The sequence below is a fragment of the Lentilactobacillus laojiaonis genome, assembly GCF_020616595.1.
Taxonomy (GTDB): Bacteria; Bacillota; Bacilli; order Lactobacillales; family Lactobacillaceae; genus Lentilactobacillus; species Lentilactobacillus laojiaonis.
In genome coordinates, this window is record NZ_CP085278.1 from 1,115,799 (window position 1) to 1,132,125 (window position 16,327).

Annotated in this window: 16 protein-coding genes; 4 read left to right on the forward strand and 12 right to left on the reverse strand. The window is 36.0% G+C overall.

The window, feature by feature from the left end; translation table 11 throughout:
* Positions 1 to 112: 112 nt before the first annotated feature.
* Positions 113 to 1,327, forward strand: a complete 1,215-nt coding sequence (locus LHL71_RS05800; protein WP_227360858.1) for an SGNH/GDSL hydrolase family protein — start codon at positions 113 to 115, stop codon at positions 1,325 to 1,327.
* A 41-nt stretch (positions 1,328 to 1,368) separates the two neighbouring features.
* Here the strand turns inward: LHL71_RS05800 and LHL71_RS05805 are convergent, their stop codons facing one another.
* Positions 1,369 to 2,673, reverse strand: coding sequence for a hypothetical protein (locus LHL71_RS05805; protein ID WP_227360859.1), 1,305 nt, complete (start codon positions 2,671 to 2,673; stop codon positions 1,369 to 1,371).
* A gap of 156 nt (positions 2,674 to 2,829) precedes the next feature.
* On the opposite strand from LHL71_RS05805, the gene LHL71_RS05810 reads away from it, so the two are divergent.
* On the forward strand, positions 2,830 to 3,570 hold the full coding sequence (locus tag LHL71_RS05810; protein ID WP_227360860.1) for a hypothetical protein: 741 nt from the start codon (positions 2,830 to 2,832) through the stop codon (positions 3,568 to 3,570).
* A gap of 54 nt (positions 3,571 to 3,624) precedes the next feature.
* Here LHL71_RS05810 and LHL71_RS05815 read toward each other — a convergent pair whose 3' ends face one another.
* The 11 genes from LHL71_RS05815 to LHL71_RS05865 all read right to left on the reverse strand — a co-directional run bounded on the left by LHL71_RS05815 (position 3,625) and on the right by LHL71_RS05865 (position 13,813).
* Complete coding sequence (locus LHL71_RS05815) at positions 3,625 to 4,983, reverse strand: hypothetical protein (RefSeq protein WP_227360861.1); 1,359 nt, start codon at positions 4,981 to 4,983, stop codon at positions 3,625 to 3,627.
* Between the two features lie 270 nt (positions 4,984 to 5,253).
* A complete protein-coding gene (locus tag LHL71_RS05820) occupies positions 5,254 to 5,478 on the reverse strand; it encodes a DUF2922 domain-containing protein (RefSeq protein ID WP_227360862.1) in 225 nt (74 codons plus the stop codon).
* An 18-nt stretch (positions 5,479 to 5,496) separates the two neighbouring features.
* The gene (locus tag LHL71_RS05825; protein WP_227360863.1) at positions 5,497 to 5,703 is read right to left on the reverse strand and encodes a DUF1659 domain-containing protein; all 207 of its coding nucleotides are present in this window, start codon (positions 5,701 to 5,703) and stop codon (positions 5,497 to 5,499) included.
* 84 nt (positions 5,704 to 5,787) lie between these two features.
* A complete protein-coding gene (locus LHL71_RS05830) occupies positions 5,788 to 6,297 on the reverse strand; it encodes a sigma-70 family RNA polymerase sigma factor (protein WP_227360864.1) in 510 nt (169 codons plus the stop codon).
* 173 nt (positions 6,298 to 6,470) lie between these two features.
* Positions 6,471 to 8,405, reverse strand: coding sequence for an ABC transporter ATP-binding protein/permease (locus LHL71_RS05835; protein ID WP_227360865.1), 1,935 nt, complete (start codon positions 8,403 to 8,405; stop codon positions 6,471 to 6,473).
* A gap of 83 nt (positions 8,406 to 8,488) precedes the next feature.
* The gene (locus LHL71_RS05840; protein ID WP_227360866.1) at positions 8,489 to 10,039 is read right to left on the reverse strand and encodes a hypothetical protein; all 1,551 of its coding nucleotides are present in this window, start codon (positions 10,037 to 10,039) and stop codon (positions 8,489 to 8,491) included.
* Between the two features lie 98 nt (positions 10,040 to 10,137).
* A complete protein-coding gene (locus LHL71_RS05845; protein WP_227360867.1) occupies positions 10,138 to 10,752 on the reverse strand; it encodes a thiamine phosphate synthase in 615 nt (204 codons plus the stop codon).
* Positions 10,753 to 10,763: 11 nt separating this feature from the next.
* Entirely contained in the window at positions 10,764 to 11,495 is a 732-nt protein-coding gene (locus LHL71_RS05850) for a PfkB family carbohydrate kinase (RefSeq protein ID WP_227360868.1), read from the reverse strand.
* Positions 11,496 to 11,517: 22 nt separating this feature from the next.
* The gene (locus LHL71_RS05855) at positions 11,518 to 12,378 is read right to left on the reverse strand and encodes an oxidoreductase (RefSeq protein ID WP_227360869.1); all 861 of its coding nucleotides are present in this window, start codon (positions 12,376 to 12,378) and stop codon (positions 11,518 to 11,520) included.
* Between the two features lie 11 nt (positions 12,379 to 12,389).
* Positions 12,390 to 13,157: an ABC transporter permease gene (locus LHL71_RS05860; RefSeq protein WP_227360870.1), complete on the reverse strand. Its 768-nt coding sequence runs from the start codon at positions 13,155 to 13,157 to the stop codon at positions 12,390 to 12,392.
* Positions 13,158 to 13,159: 2 nt separating this feature from the next.
* Entirely contained in the window at positions 13,160 to 13,813 is a 654-nt protein-coding gene (locus LHL71_RS05865) for an ABC transporter ATP-binding protein (protein ID WP_227360871.1), read from the reverse strand.
* A gap of 152 nt (positions 13,814 to 13,965) precedes the next feature.
* Here LHL71_RS05865 and LHL71_RS05870 point away from each other — a divergent pair, with 152 nt between their 5' ends.
* The gene (locus LHL71_RS05870; protein ID WP_227360872.1) at positions 13,966 to 14,817 is read left to right on the forward strand and encodes an aldo/keto reductase; all 852 of its coding nucleotides are present in this window, start codon (positions 13,966 to 13,968) and stop codon (positions 14,815 to 14,817) included.
* Between the two features lie 102 nt (positions 14,818 to 14,919).
* Complete coding sequence (gene rlmD / locus LHL71_RS05875) at positions 14,920 to 16,323, forward strand: 23S rRNA (uracil(1939)-C(5))-methyltransferase RlmD (protein WP_227360873.1); 1,404 nt, start codon at positions 14,920 to 14,922, stop codon at positions 16,321 to 16,323.
* Positions 16,324 to 16,327: the final 4 nt, after the last annotated feature.

A 16,327-nucleotide genomic window follows, 5' to 3' on the forward strand; every position in this document is an offset into this window, starting at 1 on the left:
AATCCATTCAATTTAATAATTAGTACACAATATTGTAAAATCCACGTAACCAATAATTATTCAAAATATGATAAGCTTTTAGTATAAAAACTATTAGGAGATTCCAATTATTATGAAACTATCAAAATGTTTACTAATATCGTCGCTTGCTTTACTTACCGGTCTAACTGCTATGAACGTTTCAGCTAGTGCCGCTTCTAAAAAATCTTCAAATACTGAAACTACTGCTAAAGTAGAAGACAAGAAACCTACTCCAGCTGCTACCGTAGTTAAATCAGCTGACGTTGATAAAACATTACCATATTACTTATCCGGTGGCTATGCTTACACTAGTCCGGAACTAACTGATACTTTAGGTACATATAAAAACTTCGCCCGTACTACTTGGTACAGCATGGGTACATATACTATTGATCGTTCTGCTCAAGGTCACGGCCGTGGAATCTACGTAAAACTTCAAAGTGGTGACAAATCTAAAACTATCTGGGTTTGGCGTGGTTACGTTAAACCGATCACCGATTCAGCCTTTAACGTAGCGGCTAAAAACAGTGACTACTTCAAAAATATGGATATCGCGGTTTTAGGGGATTCAATTACCTATGGATATGATGGAACTGCTAATCTATTAGATGCTAACTATCCAACTTGGTTATCTAAATACCTAAACACCAAAACTTACAACTTCGCCCACAACGGCGCTAACTTAGCTACCGAAAATAAAGGCGACTTCACTGAAGTCTTACACCACCATAACTTTAAAAATTATGATGCAGCTGTAATTGCTTACGGAACCAATGATTATGCTCACTCAACTTATGATTTATCAGCCATTACCGATGTTTTAAAAGATAACATCGAAAAAATGAAATCTGAAAATCCTAACCTAATCATCTACGGAATTCTTCCAATTGATCGTTATGATAAAGATTTATCAGCTAACGAAATTGCCGGAAAAGGTGGTTACACTTTTAACGAATTACGAGATGCATTAGCTAAGACTTACGAAGAAGAAGGCGTTTCTTACTTAGATTGGCGTAATGATGCTAAACAATTAATCACTGATAAAAATTATGCTTATCGTTTAAATGATGCGCACTTACACCCAACTGCTCGCACTTACCAAATGATGGGTAAAGAAATTGCTAACTTTATGATTAACACTTTCCCTGAAGATCGTAAGCCAAAGGTTGAACAACCTAAGAAAGATACTGCTAAAGATAAAAAAGCTGATACCACTAAAAAATCCGACAAATCTAAAAAGAAGACTACTTCTAAGAAAAGTACCACAAAAACTACTAACAAAAAAGCTACTAATTCTAAAAAATAACCAATAAAAAAACCTAGCCAATGGCTAGGTTTTTTTATTTACTATTTATTTGAAAAACCAGTAGTTCCCTTAACATAGTTAGTATCACCAGCAGTGTAACCTAACTTAATGCTTGAATCAGAGAATTTAGGGTTGTTGTTAATGCTTAAAGTACCTTTAGCATCAAATGTGTATTTGGTGTATAAAAGATTACCTTTGCTATCTTTAACAACATCATTGTTTACTAAAGTTGGAGCGTAAACTGTAGTAATGTCAGCAGCTTTAGCAGCAGCTTCTAATTTTTCTGCAGTTACGGCAGTTCCTTTAGAACCTTTAACTACAAATTTGCTCTTATCAATAGCTTTAGCAGATTCGTTATAAACGTTTCTTTGGATTAATGATGATTTACCAGCTTCAACTGAGTATAAGCTACCAGCAGATAATGAAACTAATGCATCATCTTTAACTACATATAAAGTAACTTCGCTATTATTCTTCATAGCTAAAGCATCATTGTATGAGCTCCATTGAGTGTATTTGTAGCCTTCTGGAATACCATTAAGAACTAACTTGTTAGCATCATTAGCACTAGCAATATCCATAGTATCATTCTTACCAGCTACGAATGGAATTGAAATAGTATTAAGAACTTTCTTAGTGCCTTCTTCAACATACTTAACTGTAACGGCGTTAGCTTTAACTAAAGCACCATCTAATACCCAACCACTGAATTTAGCATCAGTTTGGTCTTCAACGTAAACCCATTTTTGGCCTTCACGTGAAGTAGTAGTTTCTTTAGTAACTTTTAGCATGTCTTTAGCATGGCTTGAACCATCAACAACGGTACGACCTACTTTGTATTTACTCCAAGCTGGAGCTTTGTAAGTAGTTTCTTTACCATTGTTAGTCTTACCAGCATTAGCTAGCTTGTAAAGAGTGTTGTCGGTAACATCTTTAGTGTCTTTAGTAGTGTTATATTTAACTAAACCACCGGCAAATTTAGAAGTACTCTTACCACCGTAAATCCATCCACGGTATTTACCGTCGAAAGTAACTACTTTGTAGTAAACTGATCCACGATCAGTAGTAGCAACACGGTAAGCAAGGACATTCTTTTGACCCTTGTTTGAGTCTTTAAGGTCAGCTAAAGTGTTCTTACTTGCAACAACTTTAGCCCCTTTTAAAGTACCGGCTTTAGTGTATAAAGCGTTTGAAGCATTCCAGTTAACGTTAACTGATGACTTCATAGTTGAGTTTGAAGTAATTTTAGCGTATGAAGCAGCGTCGGCATTAATTGAGCCAGCAGCGGCAACAAAACCAAGCGCAGCCATTCCAACAAACAATGAAGCTTTTAAATGTGATTTCATATCATATTCTCCCTAATAAACTTAATTAAAAATATAAATCAAAATAATTATAATCCCTAAATTCAAAATTACCTAGCTTTTTTTAAATAACCCCTATGCAAATATTTTCACAAATGGTATATTCAAATAACGATTAATTAAGAAAGGAAGTTCATTTTGCTTTTAATCGAATCAATCACTCCCCAGTGGCAACACCTGTATGAATCAAGCTTAATCAGAACTGCTATCATCAAAAATCATCACCTCAAGCACCATGTGAAATCGATCAATTGGAAAACAGTTTGTATGCTAATTGGTACAAATTCCAAACAATATCCAACCTTCGTAATTGACTCGAATCATGGAATCTATGCCGTTAAACAAACTCCCCAACAGATTATTAGTGAGTTAGATCATGATAATCCATTAATCGGTTCCGGATTTTTATATCAACTAACTGATTTTATGAAAATTAATAAATACCGGCCAGTTTCGTGTGGTAAATTAAACTTTGCTCCGCTAAAAACCAATAACGGGGTTACCTCTTACATAGCGCTCCACCAAATTCAAGACTATCACGTGGGCCAGCATACTGGTAAAACTACCGTGATCTTTAATAATATTGAAACCGAAGTGGAAATTGACGTTTCCGAATACTTTATGCACCAACGCAGTGAAGATTTCCATCGGATTCGGTTAGCTCAAGAACACCTTATCGATTACATTAATACTTTATATGATTTCGATCATTTTGACGGATTTAATCAACATAAATACGCTAAAAATTCCAATAAAATGCAGGAACTGATTCGTTTTATTAAACGTAAAAATGCAAAAATCATGTTTGAGTATTTAGATATTGAATATACCGAAGAAATGCTAGAAGAAGCTACTAATCGACTGATGCAGAAAAAGTGACACAAAAAAACAGCCCTCAATGAGGACTGTTTTTATTTAGCTAAATAAAATTAATTATTCAGAAAAAGTGTTAGTGTTTTTGTCTAAAGTTACAGTAGTTGAACCTTTAGTGTAACCTAATTTAATTTTACCATTGTCAGTAAATGTTAATGAACTTCCACCATTGATAGCTTTTGTGCTAGCTACATCAAATGTGTATTTAGTGTATTTACCATCAGCATTGGCAGTGTAAACATTAGTAAGTTTTGCGTCAGAAACGGCTTTAGTTAAATCTTCGTCTGAAATTTCAGTTCCGTTAACGCCACTTAATTTAACATCTGATGATTTAACACTTCCATTAGTTGAACTCTTAACATCATTTAATGGGTTTGAAGTACCTAATGCTACATCATAGAAATATTGTCCATTTACAGTAACAGTTTTATCTTGCATAACGTATACAGTTACTGAGCCACCCTTAGCAACTTTTTGTGCACTTGCGTAATCAGCAAATACACCATTCTTAGCATCTGTTACGGCAGTACCATTGTTTGAGAATAAGTATCCTTTTTGTAGTCCAGCAGCAATTTTTGCTCTGGCACCATTACTCATACCAGTTGCATCCATAACTTGTTTGTCAGCAGCAGCATTTTTATCTGTTGCAACAAATGGCATTACAATGCTGTTAATAACTTTTGAAGGGTTTTTGTAGTCAACATAGTTTACAGTAACACCTTCTGATGCAGGAACTTCGGTAGTTTTAGTTAATGAACCATCTAATACCCAACCACTGAATTTAGCATCAGTTTGGTCTTCAACGTAAACCCATTTTTGGCCTTCACGTGAAGTAGTTGCTTCTTTAGTAACTTTTAGTAAATCTTTAGCGTGGCTAGTACCATCAACAACAGTACGACCTACTTTGTAAGTAGTCCATGCTGGAGCTTTGTAAGTAGTTTCTTTACCATTGTTTTCTTTACCAGCTTTAGTTAAGTTGTAGTAACTACCATCAAATTCAACATCTTTAGTGTCTTTAACAGTAGCGTATTCAGTTAAACCACCGGCAATCTTGTCAGTTGATTTTCCGCCGTAGATCCATCCACGGTATTTACCATCAAAAGTAACAACTTTGTAGTATACTGAACCGCGGTTAGTAGTAGCAACACGGTAAGCTAAAACGTTCTTTTGACCTTTGTTTGAGTCTTTAAGATCGTCTAAAGTAGTTTTGCTTGCAACAACTTTAGCACCTTTTAAAGTACCAGCTTTAGTGTATAGAGCGTTTGAAGCGTTCCAGTTAACGTTAACTGAAGCTTTCATAGTTGAGTTTGAAGTAACTTTTGCGTATGAAGCAGCATCAGCATTGATTGAACCTGCAGCAGCAACGAAGCCAAGTGCAGCTAAACCAACGAATAATGAATTCTTTAAATTAGATTTCATGTTAGAAATCCTCCTATTATTTTTTGTTTTTAATTCAATCACCTATTATGTACTTAAATTAGACTCTTCCCAAAGAATAATCTAACTAGCTCATAACCCTAAGATAATGAATTATTTACAAGTGAAATTGTATAACTAAATAATTTGTGAAGCAAGCTAATTTTTATTATTTCTTAAATTGTTATATTCGTAAAAAAGCCTATTTTTTCTGGCATTATCGCAAAAAGCCCAGCTTATCAATAAATAAGCCAGGCTTTAATGTTACAAATATTACATGCGAGTTTCAAAGATTGGATCGACTACATTTTCCGCATAACGGGCGGCTACGGGTTTATCGAAGTAGCGAATTCCGTCTTTTTCAAACATCTTTAATTCACTAATTTGATTCATCGCTTTTTGGACAGTGCCCGCATCGAGATCTTCATTAGCGTAGTTCAGACTTAAAGTCTTTAACTTGTTTTCACTAGTGGCGAATACTAATTCTAAGTGTTTCATAATTATCAAACTCCTTTATTATTTGGCTAGAATGTGATTTGTTTGCGAAACGGTAACGTCGATGATCGTATCACTGGTCAAACTTTCTAAGATGTTACCAAATTCCATAATTTGTTCGGCAGTAGCGGCTTGAGCAACGTTAGCGAAGGTATGTCTAACTCCGTTTTCGTGACCGGCTCCTGTCATAGTATAAGTGGCACTGGCTTTTAACCAATCTGTTTGCATGGTGTAATCTCCTTTATCGTTTGTTAAGCGTTAGCGCTAACCCTTACATAGTTAATAACGAATTAGCCCCCACAAAGTGTTACCCTAATCTTTAAAAACGGTTTGTCCAATCTCTAAAATGCCTTGTTTCCATTGGTAGATTGTCTTTCTAGAGACCCCAAAGTAGCGGGCCATTTCGGTCGGATTTAAGCCCAGTTGATATTTACCAATTAGATATTTGCGTTGATAGTTATCACAATTTTTAAGGATTTGTTGATAAACTAAGTCGATTTCGCAATCGGGTAGATTAGCTTGCGGTAGTTCGAGAATCTCATTATCGTCATCTGTTTCTTGATGTTGGTTAATCCGGGTTTGGCGTTTGAGATAATCTAAAAGATCCCAATAAACACCCTGATAGATATATGGCAAGCAGACTTGACCATCATCTTTCGGGGCTCGTTGATAAGCTTTGATGAAGGCTAACCGGCCTTCTTGTAATAAATCGTCATAATCTTTGTGACTTTTAGTGATATTAAGTCGCTTCAAGACTCCATAAATAATTACTTCGTGATCATCTTGCATCAAAAATTCAAAGGCTAATTCGGTGGAATTCATGTTAATTCTTCCTTTATTTGAGTTTTGATCAAGGGCCCTATCACACTTAAAAGTCTATAAAAGACCATTCGCAAATCCTAACGCGGTAATTTAATGGCGGGAGCTTTGGGCTTGCATCAACTTAATTAAAAACATTAAAAAAAGGCTAACTGATTTCTCAGTTAGCCTTAAGCTTATTCGCGACTTAAACTTTCAATTGGATCTAATTTGGCAGCTTTGTTAGCTGGTGCTAAGGCCGCAAATAAACTAATAAAGATTGAAACTAGTAAGCCGGTAAGCACGTTACCCATACTAATTTGCATAATGTCATAGTGAATTCCCGCTTGAGCGAGGGAGTTAGCGCCCATTTGAATTAGAAAGGCGATCACAATCGCAAATACGGCAGAGAATAAACCAATAAAGAAAGCTTCGGAGAAGAAGAGGTTACGGATACTTCCCTTAGAAGCTCCTAGAGCTCGTAAGATTCCGATTTCTTTAGTTCGTTCGGAAACAGAGATGTAAAGAACCACGATAATCATAATTGCAGAAACTAATAATGAGATTCCGGCAATTACCGCTAAAACGTCTACGGCTAAGGTAATGTAAGTATTTAAAGTAGAAACAATACTACCGACCCCGGTAATTTGGTAAAGCGATTTATTGCTATCGTTTTTATAGCTCTTGATTTTGTCTTGAGCGGGTTGCACATTTTGCACATTTCCTTTGATATTTACGGTTACTAAACTAGGTTTTAAATCTAGGTTTTTAGTTTGATACATTTGTTCCATCGTATCGTAAGTTGGCATAGCGGTTAGTGAACCCAGCTCGGCAAATCCACTAACTTTTAAAGTTTTCGATACGGTTACTGGTTTTTTATTTTTATCCATAGTAGTTACAAATAATTTGATCTTTTTGTTTAACATACTGTTAGGATGTTTAGCGTTAAATTTCTTAGCTAAAGTGGTGGAAATTAGGATTTCGCCATCTTTAGGAGCGGCACCTTTTTTAATCGATTTTTGTTTAATTGTACTATTATATGTCTGCATGATTGGCAAGGTTTGAGATTTCTTATTATAGTGAACTTGAACCCCACCTTGCGCAAAAGTACCTTTTTGAACTGAATCGACATTTTTAACGCTACTCAAGCGATCAATATCAGATTGATTAATATATTGAATTTCTTGCGAATTTTTATTTTTAGCTGCTTTAGCAACTTGGACAGCGTTGGGATTAATTTGCGAATAGATTTCGTGATTAATATAGCCTTTCACCCCGTTACCAAGCCCCAGCATCATGATGACACTAAAGATCCCGATGGCGGCACCAAAAATAATTAATAGATTACGTTTTAGATTATATTTCATATTTTCTAGCGCCATTTTTAAAGTGGCTCCAAAACGTAAAGTATGGGTATCCATCTCGGGAGTAGTAGATGGTTGATAAGCTGGTTTTAAACGAATATCTTCAACAATATTACCGTCTGCTAAGCGCACAATTCTCGTACCATAATCCGCTACGTGTTGAGAGTGGGTTACGGTGATAATTAATTTACCTTCGGCAGCAATTTCGTTTAATAATTGAAGAATTTCTTCGGTATTTTTACTATCTAAAGCTCCGGTAGGTTCGTCGGCAATCAAGATTTCTGGATTAGCTGCTAAGGCTCTAGCAATCGCTACCCGTTGTTTTTGACCACCAGAAAGTTGGTTCGGATACTTATTCATGTGTTCTTTTAGACCAACTTTTTCTAATAATTCAGTTGCTCGATTATCTTGTTCTTTTTTAGATAGATTAGTCATTTCTAGTGCAACCAAGACATTTTGCTTGATCGTTAAATGACTAATTAGGTTAAAGTTTTGGAAGATAAAGCCGATAGTCTTCCGGCGATAAGCGTCCATTTGCTTATTGGTATCATTTTTAAGTGATTTGCCTTTTAAAATAACTTCTCCGGAATAATTACTATCTAAACCACCAATGATATTCATCAAGGTAGATTTACCGCCACCGGATTCACCTAAGATTGAAACAAATTCCCCTTCTTCAAAAGAAAGGTTAATTCCCTTTAAAACTTCAAATTCCTCTTTACCTAAAAAGTAGGACTTTTTAATATTTTTAAGTTCTAAGTAACTCATGAATTTCCTCCCACGTTTTCAATATGACGGCCATTATACACCCTAATAAATAAAAAAACTTCCATAAAATGGAAGTTTTTATTTTAATTAAGAGGTTTAGTACTCTTAAGCAATTCAGCTGGCCATAAGGCTAATAGATAACCATAACCATCTTGGTCAAAAGCTAGTCCTTCAAATTCTCGTAATGACTTAAAGGCTTGATAGTGAATGTCATCAGCGGTAGTGGTACCTTTACGAATGTCTTCAGTTGGAATGGAAGTGAAGATATCATCAGAAACAAAGTAGATGCGGTCATTCTTAGGGTTAACACTTAAGAATTGGTTAGCATCCCCACCACGTTTGCCAATGATACGTTTAGAAGGAGCAAAGTTAACTCCATATTCATCTAAACGACCATAGAAAATCATATATCCGGAACCTTTTTTACGACCCCAGTAGGCATTACCTTGGCTATCGAAAGCTAAAGTATGTAATTGCATGTTGCTATTATTGTGGAGCATCTTGAATTTGTATTCACGTACGGGTTGTAAAGTATTGGTATCAAGTTCCATAACTTCGTTGTTTTGATCCACTGGTAAATCAGATAAAGTATTGTCTTCAGCTAAATACATGTGTTTATTTTCAGGGTTAAAACTTAAAGTTTGACCGTGACCAATATCGATAATTGGACTTAGTTGAGCAGTTTGGGCAATATCAACATATTTAAACATGTCGGGATTTTTAGCCTTAACTTCATCGACTTGTTTTTGATAAGTATCCATTTGTTTAGTGTAGTTAGCGATCTTTTTATCGTAGTTCTTAATCTTATTGCCATGGTATTTGTAACTACTCATCCATTTGGCCATTTTACTTACGGAAGTCTTATAAGATTTGTAGTTTTTGTAAACTGAGTAAGGTTTCTTAGCCTTCTTAGCTTTTTTAACAATGTTAGCCTTTTTAGCTTTCCAGTGTTTGTACCATTTGGCGGCGTTAGCTTTGTAGTTAACTTGGTTGTTACGCCATTCTTTATTACGGTTAATAGCATCCGTATAAGATTTAACTTTCTTAGCTGGTGTCTTCATTTCTTGGTAATACTCGTTGTATTGGCGATTGTGTTCCATACCAGTAGTTGTGTAGGGATCAAAGTAACTATAAGCGTTCCAAATAGCCCAAGTGTCTGTATCCACGCCTAATTCTTTTAACTTAGTTAAATTAAATTTAGCGATGGATCCGCGGTTAGTCTTAGAACCCATTGATTCCACAAAGTAGATGTTGTTGTCATCATCTAACGCCACACTTTGGAAATTACCGTGTTGGTCTTGATCCAAGTTGAAACCGTCGGGTAAGAACCATTGAGTTTCCAAAGCAACTTTTTGGGAACTACCACTAATACTTGAATAGTGGTTCGTTAAAATTGGTTCATCCGGGTTAAGCGTTGATTTGTAATACTTACGACTAGTGTTTCCACTAGGAGTAGTATTATCCACCGTTTTTAAAGAACTATCAGAGTAATCCTTCATTACATTACCGGCATTAATAACTTCAAATTTATCGGTCGAACTAGGTGCATCAATGATATCAGCTTTAGCCGAATTAACTGTTCCTAACATTCCCGCAAAAGCTAATGCAACTAATCCAGATCTTAATGATTGCATTATTTTTCCACCTCTATGTTTTTTATGTCTCATCTTATTTTCACACGTTTGTTATAGCTTGCACAATCATTTATTAAAAATGTAATTGAGATGTAATATTAACCAAAGATGGCGTTAACATTTTTAACCGTTTGGGCTAAATCATCCGCATTACTAAATATGTTGGTTGACATTAGGCCACAAGCTCCGTAACCCTTTAAAGTTTTGGCCTCTTCTTCAGACACCGTTCCAGAAATGGCAACGGGTTTGTTGCTTTGATTAATTAAAGTCTTAGTATCGTCACCGTTAGAAACAATCACATAGCTAACTTGATCAACTCGATTAGCATAATCAATTTTATCGACGGTATCGCAATAATAACCAATAAACATATCATTATTAACTCCCGCCACGATATCTCTTAAAGTATCCGGATCTTGTTGAATAATTAAGCCATCGGCCTCAATTTGTTGCGCCATTTGAAAATCATCTACTACCATTAGCGGTAAGTTAAACTGACGACAGAGTTCTTTAACTTGCAATCCTAGCGCCACTTTTTGTGGACCAGTTTCCGAAGCAAAGGCAACGGCGTTAATTACCACAGCAGTTACCCCCGCTTTAGCCGCTTCCGTAATGAAATCAATTGCGGAAATAGTTTGACCGCCAATTCTAATTTGACGTGATCCTACTAATAATTCGGACTTAAGCAAGCCCTGTTCAAATGCTTGTGACATAATAAATCCCCCTATAAATCAATTTTAAAATTTTGCACAAATTGGTGACCATTTTCAATGGCCGTTTTGACTTCAGTCCCCTTAGCTAAATCTGCCGTAATACTAGCAGCAATAATCGGTACGGAGCCAAAAGATTTTTCGGCTTCAAATTTAGCATACGGAAGCCAAAAATGAGTTTGATCTTGTAATACAACTAAGTCTTGAATTTGACCGTCCTTAGTTAAATTATTTAGCAAGACATTGGCGACCCCTAATCCCTGTAATTTTTGAGCCACCGCCAAGGCATCTAGTTCAGAATTAATTTCCATCCCAGTTAATTGACTAGCTTGAAAAGCATTCGCCACTAATACATGGGTATGCGGTAAAATTTCTTGTTTAATTTCGGCAGTGAGATTGTTAGTAGTATCAACGGGATTTAATACAATGGGACCAAAATCAATTGCATTTAGATTATGCATAACTGCCGCTAGTGTTTCCACTGTATTTAACTGACCCATTAAGACCGCCTTAACTTCACCGTTATTGCGCACTTCATTAAATTGACCATCAATTAAATCCGGTTCGATGGGAATAAAGTCCGGCGTATCCGCGGAAGAAGCTACTACCACCGTTTGCGAAAATACGGCTTGATCTTGCATGATTTTGACGGCTTGCATAATTCCCGTAGAATTATTGCCCGTAGAACTATCTACCGTTAAAGCTTGAGCTTTAGCATTAATTTGCCAATCATTTAAGTCTTTCATTAATCTGCCTCCTTAACTTGAACTAACGATTATTCCCCACTTCGCGATTAGTAATATAGTGGGCTTTTTTAGTTAAATCTAATAAAATTCGATCTAACATTTTATCGGGTAACAATTTGCGGCTAATAACAGCCGTTTTAGCCACCATGCCCACCGCATAACGCGTCTTAGGCGCCTTGCTAAGGGCAGCTCGATCAACTGCTCGGGCGATGACATATGGTGATGAAGCAAATTTAGTAGCTACTCTAAAGAAATCCGCTGATTGGCGACCTAAAGTATTGTATGGAGTCATTTGGGTAACTTTCTTCATCCCATCAATCGCAATTTCACTCCAATTTGATTTAACCATGGCGGGTTCAATTAAAATTACGTCGATGCCAAATTGAGATAGTTCCAATCTTAAAGCATCGCTCATGCCTTCAATCGCAAATTTAGTGCCTACATACCAAGCTCCTAACAAGTTTGCGATTTTACCATCGACTGAGGAAATATTAATAATCCGACCGCTAAATTGGGCCCGCATAGTTGGTACCACTTCTTGGATCATCTTCATGGCACCGAAAACATTTACTTCAAATTGATGTTTGCCTTCAGCTAGAGGAACGTCTTCAACGGAACCAAAGGAACCGTAACCGGCATTGTTAACTAAGACATCAATGCGACCAGTTTGCGCTAAAATTTTAGCTACCGTCTCTTCAATCGAAGTTTCATCAGCCACATCGACATACATCGTATTAATACCTAAATCATCTAAATCATTCATTTTATAAACTCGACGAGCTAAAGCATAAACTTCAAAGCCGTTACGTTTTAAATTTTTAGCAATTTGTTTGCCGATTCCTGAAGAAGCTCCGGTGACAATTGCAACTTTTTTTGTATTCATAACAATCTCTCCTAATCAGTAATTAATTGATCTCTAGAATTGTAATATTTTTTATAGGCACAGTAACAAGCAATAATGGCAGCCAAGGAAGTATTAGATAACAACATAAAGGAAACCATTATTTGATACTTAATCGCTAAAACGGGATCGACCCCGGCAAAAATTAATCCGGACATCATTCCAGGTAAGGAAACTAACCCTAAAGTTTTAGCTGAATCAATCGTTGGCTGAATTCCCGTTTTGATACTATCGCGAATAATATCTTTAGAAGCTAGTAAGGGCGTAGCGCCTAGCGAAAGTTTTTCCATGACTTGTTCTCTACGATCTTTAAAGTAGCTATTCATATTGCGATAGCAAAGGCCAACCGCAACCATTGATTGACCAGCCATCATCCCAGTAATAGGAACAATTTGCATCGGTACAAATTTAATTGATCCCGTTAAAATTACCACGAAAATGGATACGCCCGTTCCCGTAAAGATGGCTAATAAGGAGATCCACATAGCTTGTGGTAACTTATTACTACGTTGTTTGGCATTATAAGCGGCATTAAAAATAATAAATAACATAATTGCTGCGGTTAACATCCAATTATTAATTTTAAATACATATTTTAAAACATAACCCACAATGGTTAATTGGATAATTGCACGAACTACGGCGATAACAATTTCTTTATCAACGCCTAATTTTTCTTTCCAACCAATATATAATGAAATCAAAACTAAAATAAATGACAAGATAACCGAAGAATTATTAGCAACCAATTGATGACTCATCGTTATTCCTCCTTATTTTGAGTTAGTTTTTCGTTAGCCACGGTGACTAACATATCTGAATTTTTAATTTCAGCATCATCATGAGTAACTTGTAAAACGGTCACTCCCGATTGATTGACTTGTTTGATTAAATTTCTAACCGCGGTCTTGGTAACATCATCTAATCCAGTTGTAACTTCATCTAAAATAAGTACTTTAGGCATAATGATAATATTTCTAATCAGGGCAACCCGTTGTTTTTCCCCACCGGATAAATTATCAATCGAACGAGTTAGATAGTCTTTGGATAAATCCACGGATTGCAACACATCATAAGCCCGGTTTTGATCAAAAGATTGATTTCTAGCCATATAGGGAAATCGTAAGTTATCTTCCACGGTTTGACCAAATAAATCGGGTTGTTGAAAAGCATAGGAAACTTGCTGACGATATTTAATCGGATCATACTCGTCTAAAGATTTGCCTTGATAAATAATTTCGCCACTAGAATATGGTTGTAAATTAGCGATAATTCGCATTAAAGTACTTTTTCCACTACCTGAGGGTCCCGTAACGGTTATTAAAGAGCCCTCTTCAATTTGCCAATTAATATCATTTAAAATTGTTTGTTTTTCGACTTGATAGGTGATGTTTCTAATATCAAGTACCGTTGCCATACAATCCACCCCCATAATAAAATTGTTAAGAATTGTTTAAACTAAGTGTACAACAAAACTAGTTATTAGCCTTTTTATTTGACTGAATAAAAATTTAGATTAAAATATAGTCAATTTTCAAATTAATATAATTTTGATTGGAGGATGATTTTATGGCTGGTTTATCAGATACATTTACTTTAACTAATGGTGTAAAAATTCCGGTAATCGGATTTGGAACTTGGCAAACTCCTGATGGAGACGTTGCTTATAATTCTGTACTTTCAGCCCTAAAGGCTGGTTATCGTCACATTGACACTGCTGCTTATTATGGCAACGAAGAAAGTGTTGGTAAGGCCATTAAAGATAGTGGTATTCCACGTAAAGAACTTTTCGTCACTACTAAATTATGGAATGACGATCACGGTTATGAAAAAACTAAAATGGCTTTTGGTAAGTCCTTAGATCGTCTTGGTCTCGATTATGTTGATTTATATTTAATCCACTGGCCTAACCCTAAAGAATTCCGCAGCAATTGGCAAAAAACTAATGCGGAAACTTGGAAAGCCATGGAAGAATTTTATCGTGAAGGTCAAGCCAAAGCGATCGGGGTTTCTAACTTTAGAGCTAAACACATTGATGCTTTATTAGAAACTGCTGAAATCGCTCCAATGGTTAACCAACTATTCTTAAATCCTAGTGATATGGAAACTGGTATCGTTGACTTCAACGACGACCACGATATTTTAACCGAAGCATACAGTCCTTTAGGAACTGGTAACTTATTAAAATTACAACCAGTCCAAGAAATTGCTAAAAAATATAACAAATCTGCAGCTCAAATTTTAATTCGTTGGTCTTTCCAACACGGATTTGTTCCGCTTCCAAAATCAACTCACGAAGAATATATTAAACAAAATGGTGATATTTTCGATTTTGAAATCGACAAATCAGATATGCAAACTCTTGATGGTTTACAAGGCAAAGCCGGTTTAGCCATCGATCCAGATACTACTGATTTTTAAAATTAATGCTTAAATTAAAAGTCGTTCTAAATTTAGAACGGCTTTTTTTTTCGTATCTAAAACGTGCTATAATATTTACCAATAATTACAAAGGAAAAATATATGAGAAATAATAATAAATTTGAAGAAAAAGAGTTAAGTGTCCATGTTGAAGTTGGTCAACGTTTTTCAGTTTTGATCAAACGATTAGGTATCAACGGTGAAGGTATCGGATACTTCCAACGTAAATTAGTATTTGTCCCCGGCGCCCTACCTACGGAAAAAGTTTTAGTAGAGGTCGTGGAAGACAAAATGCGTTTTATTAACGCTAAATTAGTTAAAATTGAACGGGCGAGTGAAGATCGAATCACTCCAGTTGACAGTTACGCAAATGAAGTCGGTGGATTTGAATTAGAAAACCTAGCTTATCCCGCTCAACTAGACTTTAAACGTGACGTTATTTTACAAGCCTTAAACAAATATAAACCAGCGGGCTACAATAAATATTATCTTCCAGCTACTATCGGAATGGAAAATCCAACGGGTTACCGTAATAAGGCGCAATTCCAAGTCCGTAAGGATGAAAATGATCAAGTCATCGCCGGTCTTTACAAAGCTAACACCCATGACGTGGTAGATTTAAAAACTTGTGCTCTGCAATATCCTCTAACTATGGAAGTAATTAATGCCTTAGTTAAAATGATTCAAGAATTAGGTATTCCGGTGTATGATGAAGAACAAAATTCTGGAATTATTAAAACCTTGGTAGTTCGAGCTGCTCAAGCAACTAATCAAGTTCAAGTAACTTTTGTCACTCAAAGTAAAAAATTACTTAAAAAACGTCAATTGTTAGAAATGATTGAACAACAACTTCCACAAGTGGTTTCAGTTATGCAAAATGTTAATCCCGGTCGCACTCCACTAGTTTGGGGTGATGAAACGATTCATTTAGCCGGTCGCAAAACCATTACTGAGGAGTTAGATGGGGTCAGTTTTGATTTATCACCTCGTGCCTTTTTACAACTTAATTCCTTTATGACACCAACCCTATATCAAGAAGCTTTCAAGGCTTTAGAACTTCGTGGTGGCGAAAAGATCGTCGATGCTTATTCAGGAGTGGGAACCATTGGTTTATCAATTGCGGATGAAGTCCAAGAAGTTCGTGGAATGGATACGATCGCTGAAGCAGTTGATGATGCCAACCACAATGCTTTAAAAAATAATATTACCAACGCTCACTATGAAGTTGGGGAAGCGGAAGTCCTCTTACCTCAATGGTTAGCAGAAGGTTTCAAACCGGATGCAATTATCGTGGATCCACCCCGTACCGGTTTAGCAGATAGTTTAATTAATGCGATTTTAGAGAGTGCTCCTAAGAAATTCGTTTATATTTCTTGTAACCCCTCAACCTTAGCTAAAGACTTAGTAAAATTAACTAAAAAATATAACGTTGATTACATTCAATCAATCGACATGATGCCCCAAACGGCTCGCTGTGAATGTGTGGTTAAATTTACCAAAAAATAATAAA

What these genes read in the sequence shown, in the direction of transcription:
- LHL71_RS05865 (WP_227360871.1), bottom strand. Translation starts at nt 13,813, where the DNA reads ATGGCAACGGTACTTGATATTAGAAACATCACCTATCAAGTCGAAAAA.
- LHL71_RS05840 (WP_227360866.1), bottom strand. Translation starts at nt 10,039, where the DNA reads ATGCAATCATTAAGATCTGGATTAGTTGCATTAGCTTTTGCGGGAATG.
- LHL71_RS05835 (WP_227360865.1), bottom strand. Translation starts at nt 8,405, where the DNA reads ATGAGTTACTTAGAACTTAAAAATATTAAAAAGTCCTACTTTTTAGGT.
- LHL71_RS05815 (WP_227360861.1), bottom strand. Translation starts at nt 4,983, where the DNA reads ATGAAATCTAATTTAAAGAATTCATTATTCGTTGGTTTAGCTGCACTT.
- LHL71_RS05800 (WP_227360858.1), top strand. Translation starts at nt 113, where the DNA reads ATGAAACTATCAAAATGTTTACTAATATCGTCGCTTGCTTTACTTACC.
- LHL71_RS05855 (WP_227360869.1), bottom strand. Translation starts at nt 12,378, where the DNA reads ATGAATACAAAAAAAGTTGCAATTGTCACCGGAGCTTCTTCAGGAATC.
- LHL71_RS05820 (WP_227360862.1), bottom strand. Translation starts at nt 5,478, where the DNA reads ATGAAACACTTAGAATTAGTATTCGCCACTAGTGAAAACAAGTTAAAG.
- LHL71_RS05870 (WP_227360872.1), top strand. Translation starts at nt 13,966, where the DNA reads ATGGCTGGTTTATCAGATACATTTACTTTAACTAATGGTGTAAAAATT.
- rlmD (WP_227360873.1), top strand. Translation starts at nt 14,920, where the DNA reads ATGAGAAATAATAATAAATTTGAAGAAAAAGAGTTAAGTGTCCATGTT.
- LHL71_RS05805 (WP_227360859.1), bottom strand. Translation starts at nt 2,673, where the DNA reads ATGAAATCACATTTAAAAGCTTCATTGTTTGTTGGAATGGCTGCGCTT.
- LHL71_RS05825 (WP_227360863.1), bottom strand. Translation starts at nt 5,703, where the DNA reads ATGCAAACAGATTGGTTAAAAGCCAGTGCCACTTATACTATGACAGGA.
- LHL71_RS05850 (WP_227360868.1), bottom strand. Translation starts at nt 11,495, where the DNA reads ATGAAAGACTTAAATGATTGGCAAATTAATGCTAAAGCTCAAGCTTTA.
- LHL71_RS05830 (WP_227360864.1), bottom strand. Translation starts at nt 6,297, where the DNA reads ATGAATTCCACCGAATTAGCCTTTGAATTTTTGATGCAAGATGATCAC.
- LHL71_RS05860 (WP_227360870.1), bottom strand. Translation starts at nt 13,157, where the DNA reads ATGAGTCATCAATTGGTTGCTAATAATTCTTCGGTTATCTTGTCATTT.
- LHL71_RS05845 (WP_227360867.1), bottom strand. Translation starts at nt 10,752, where the DNA reads ATGTCACAAGCATTTGAACAGGGCTTGCTTAAGTCCGAATTATTAGTA.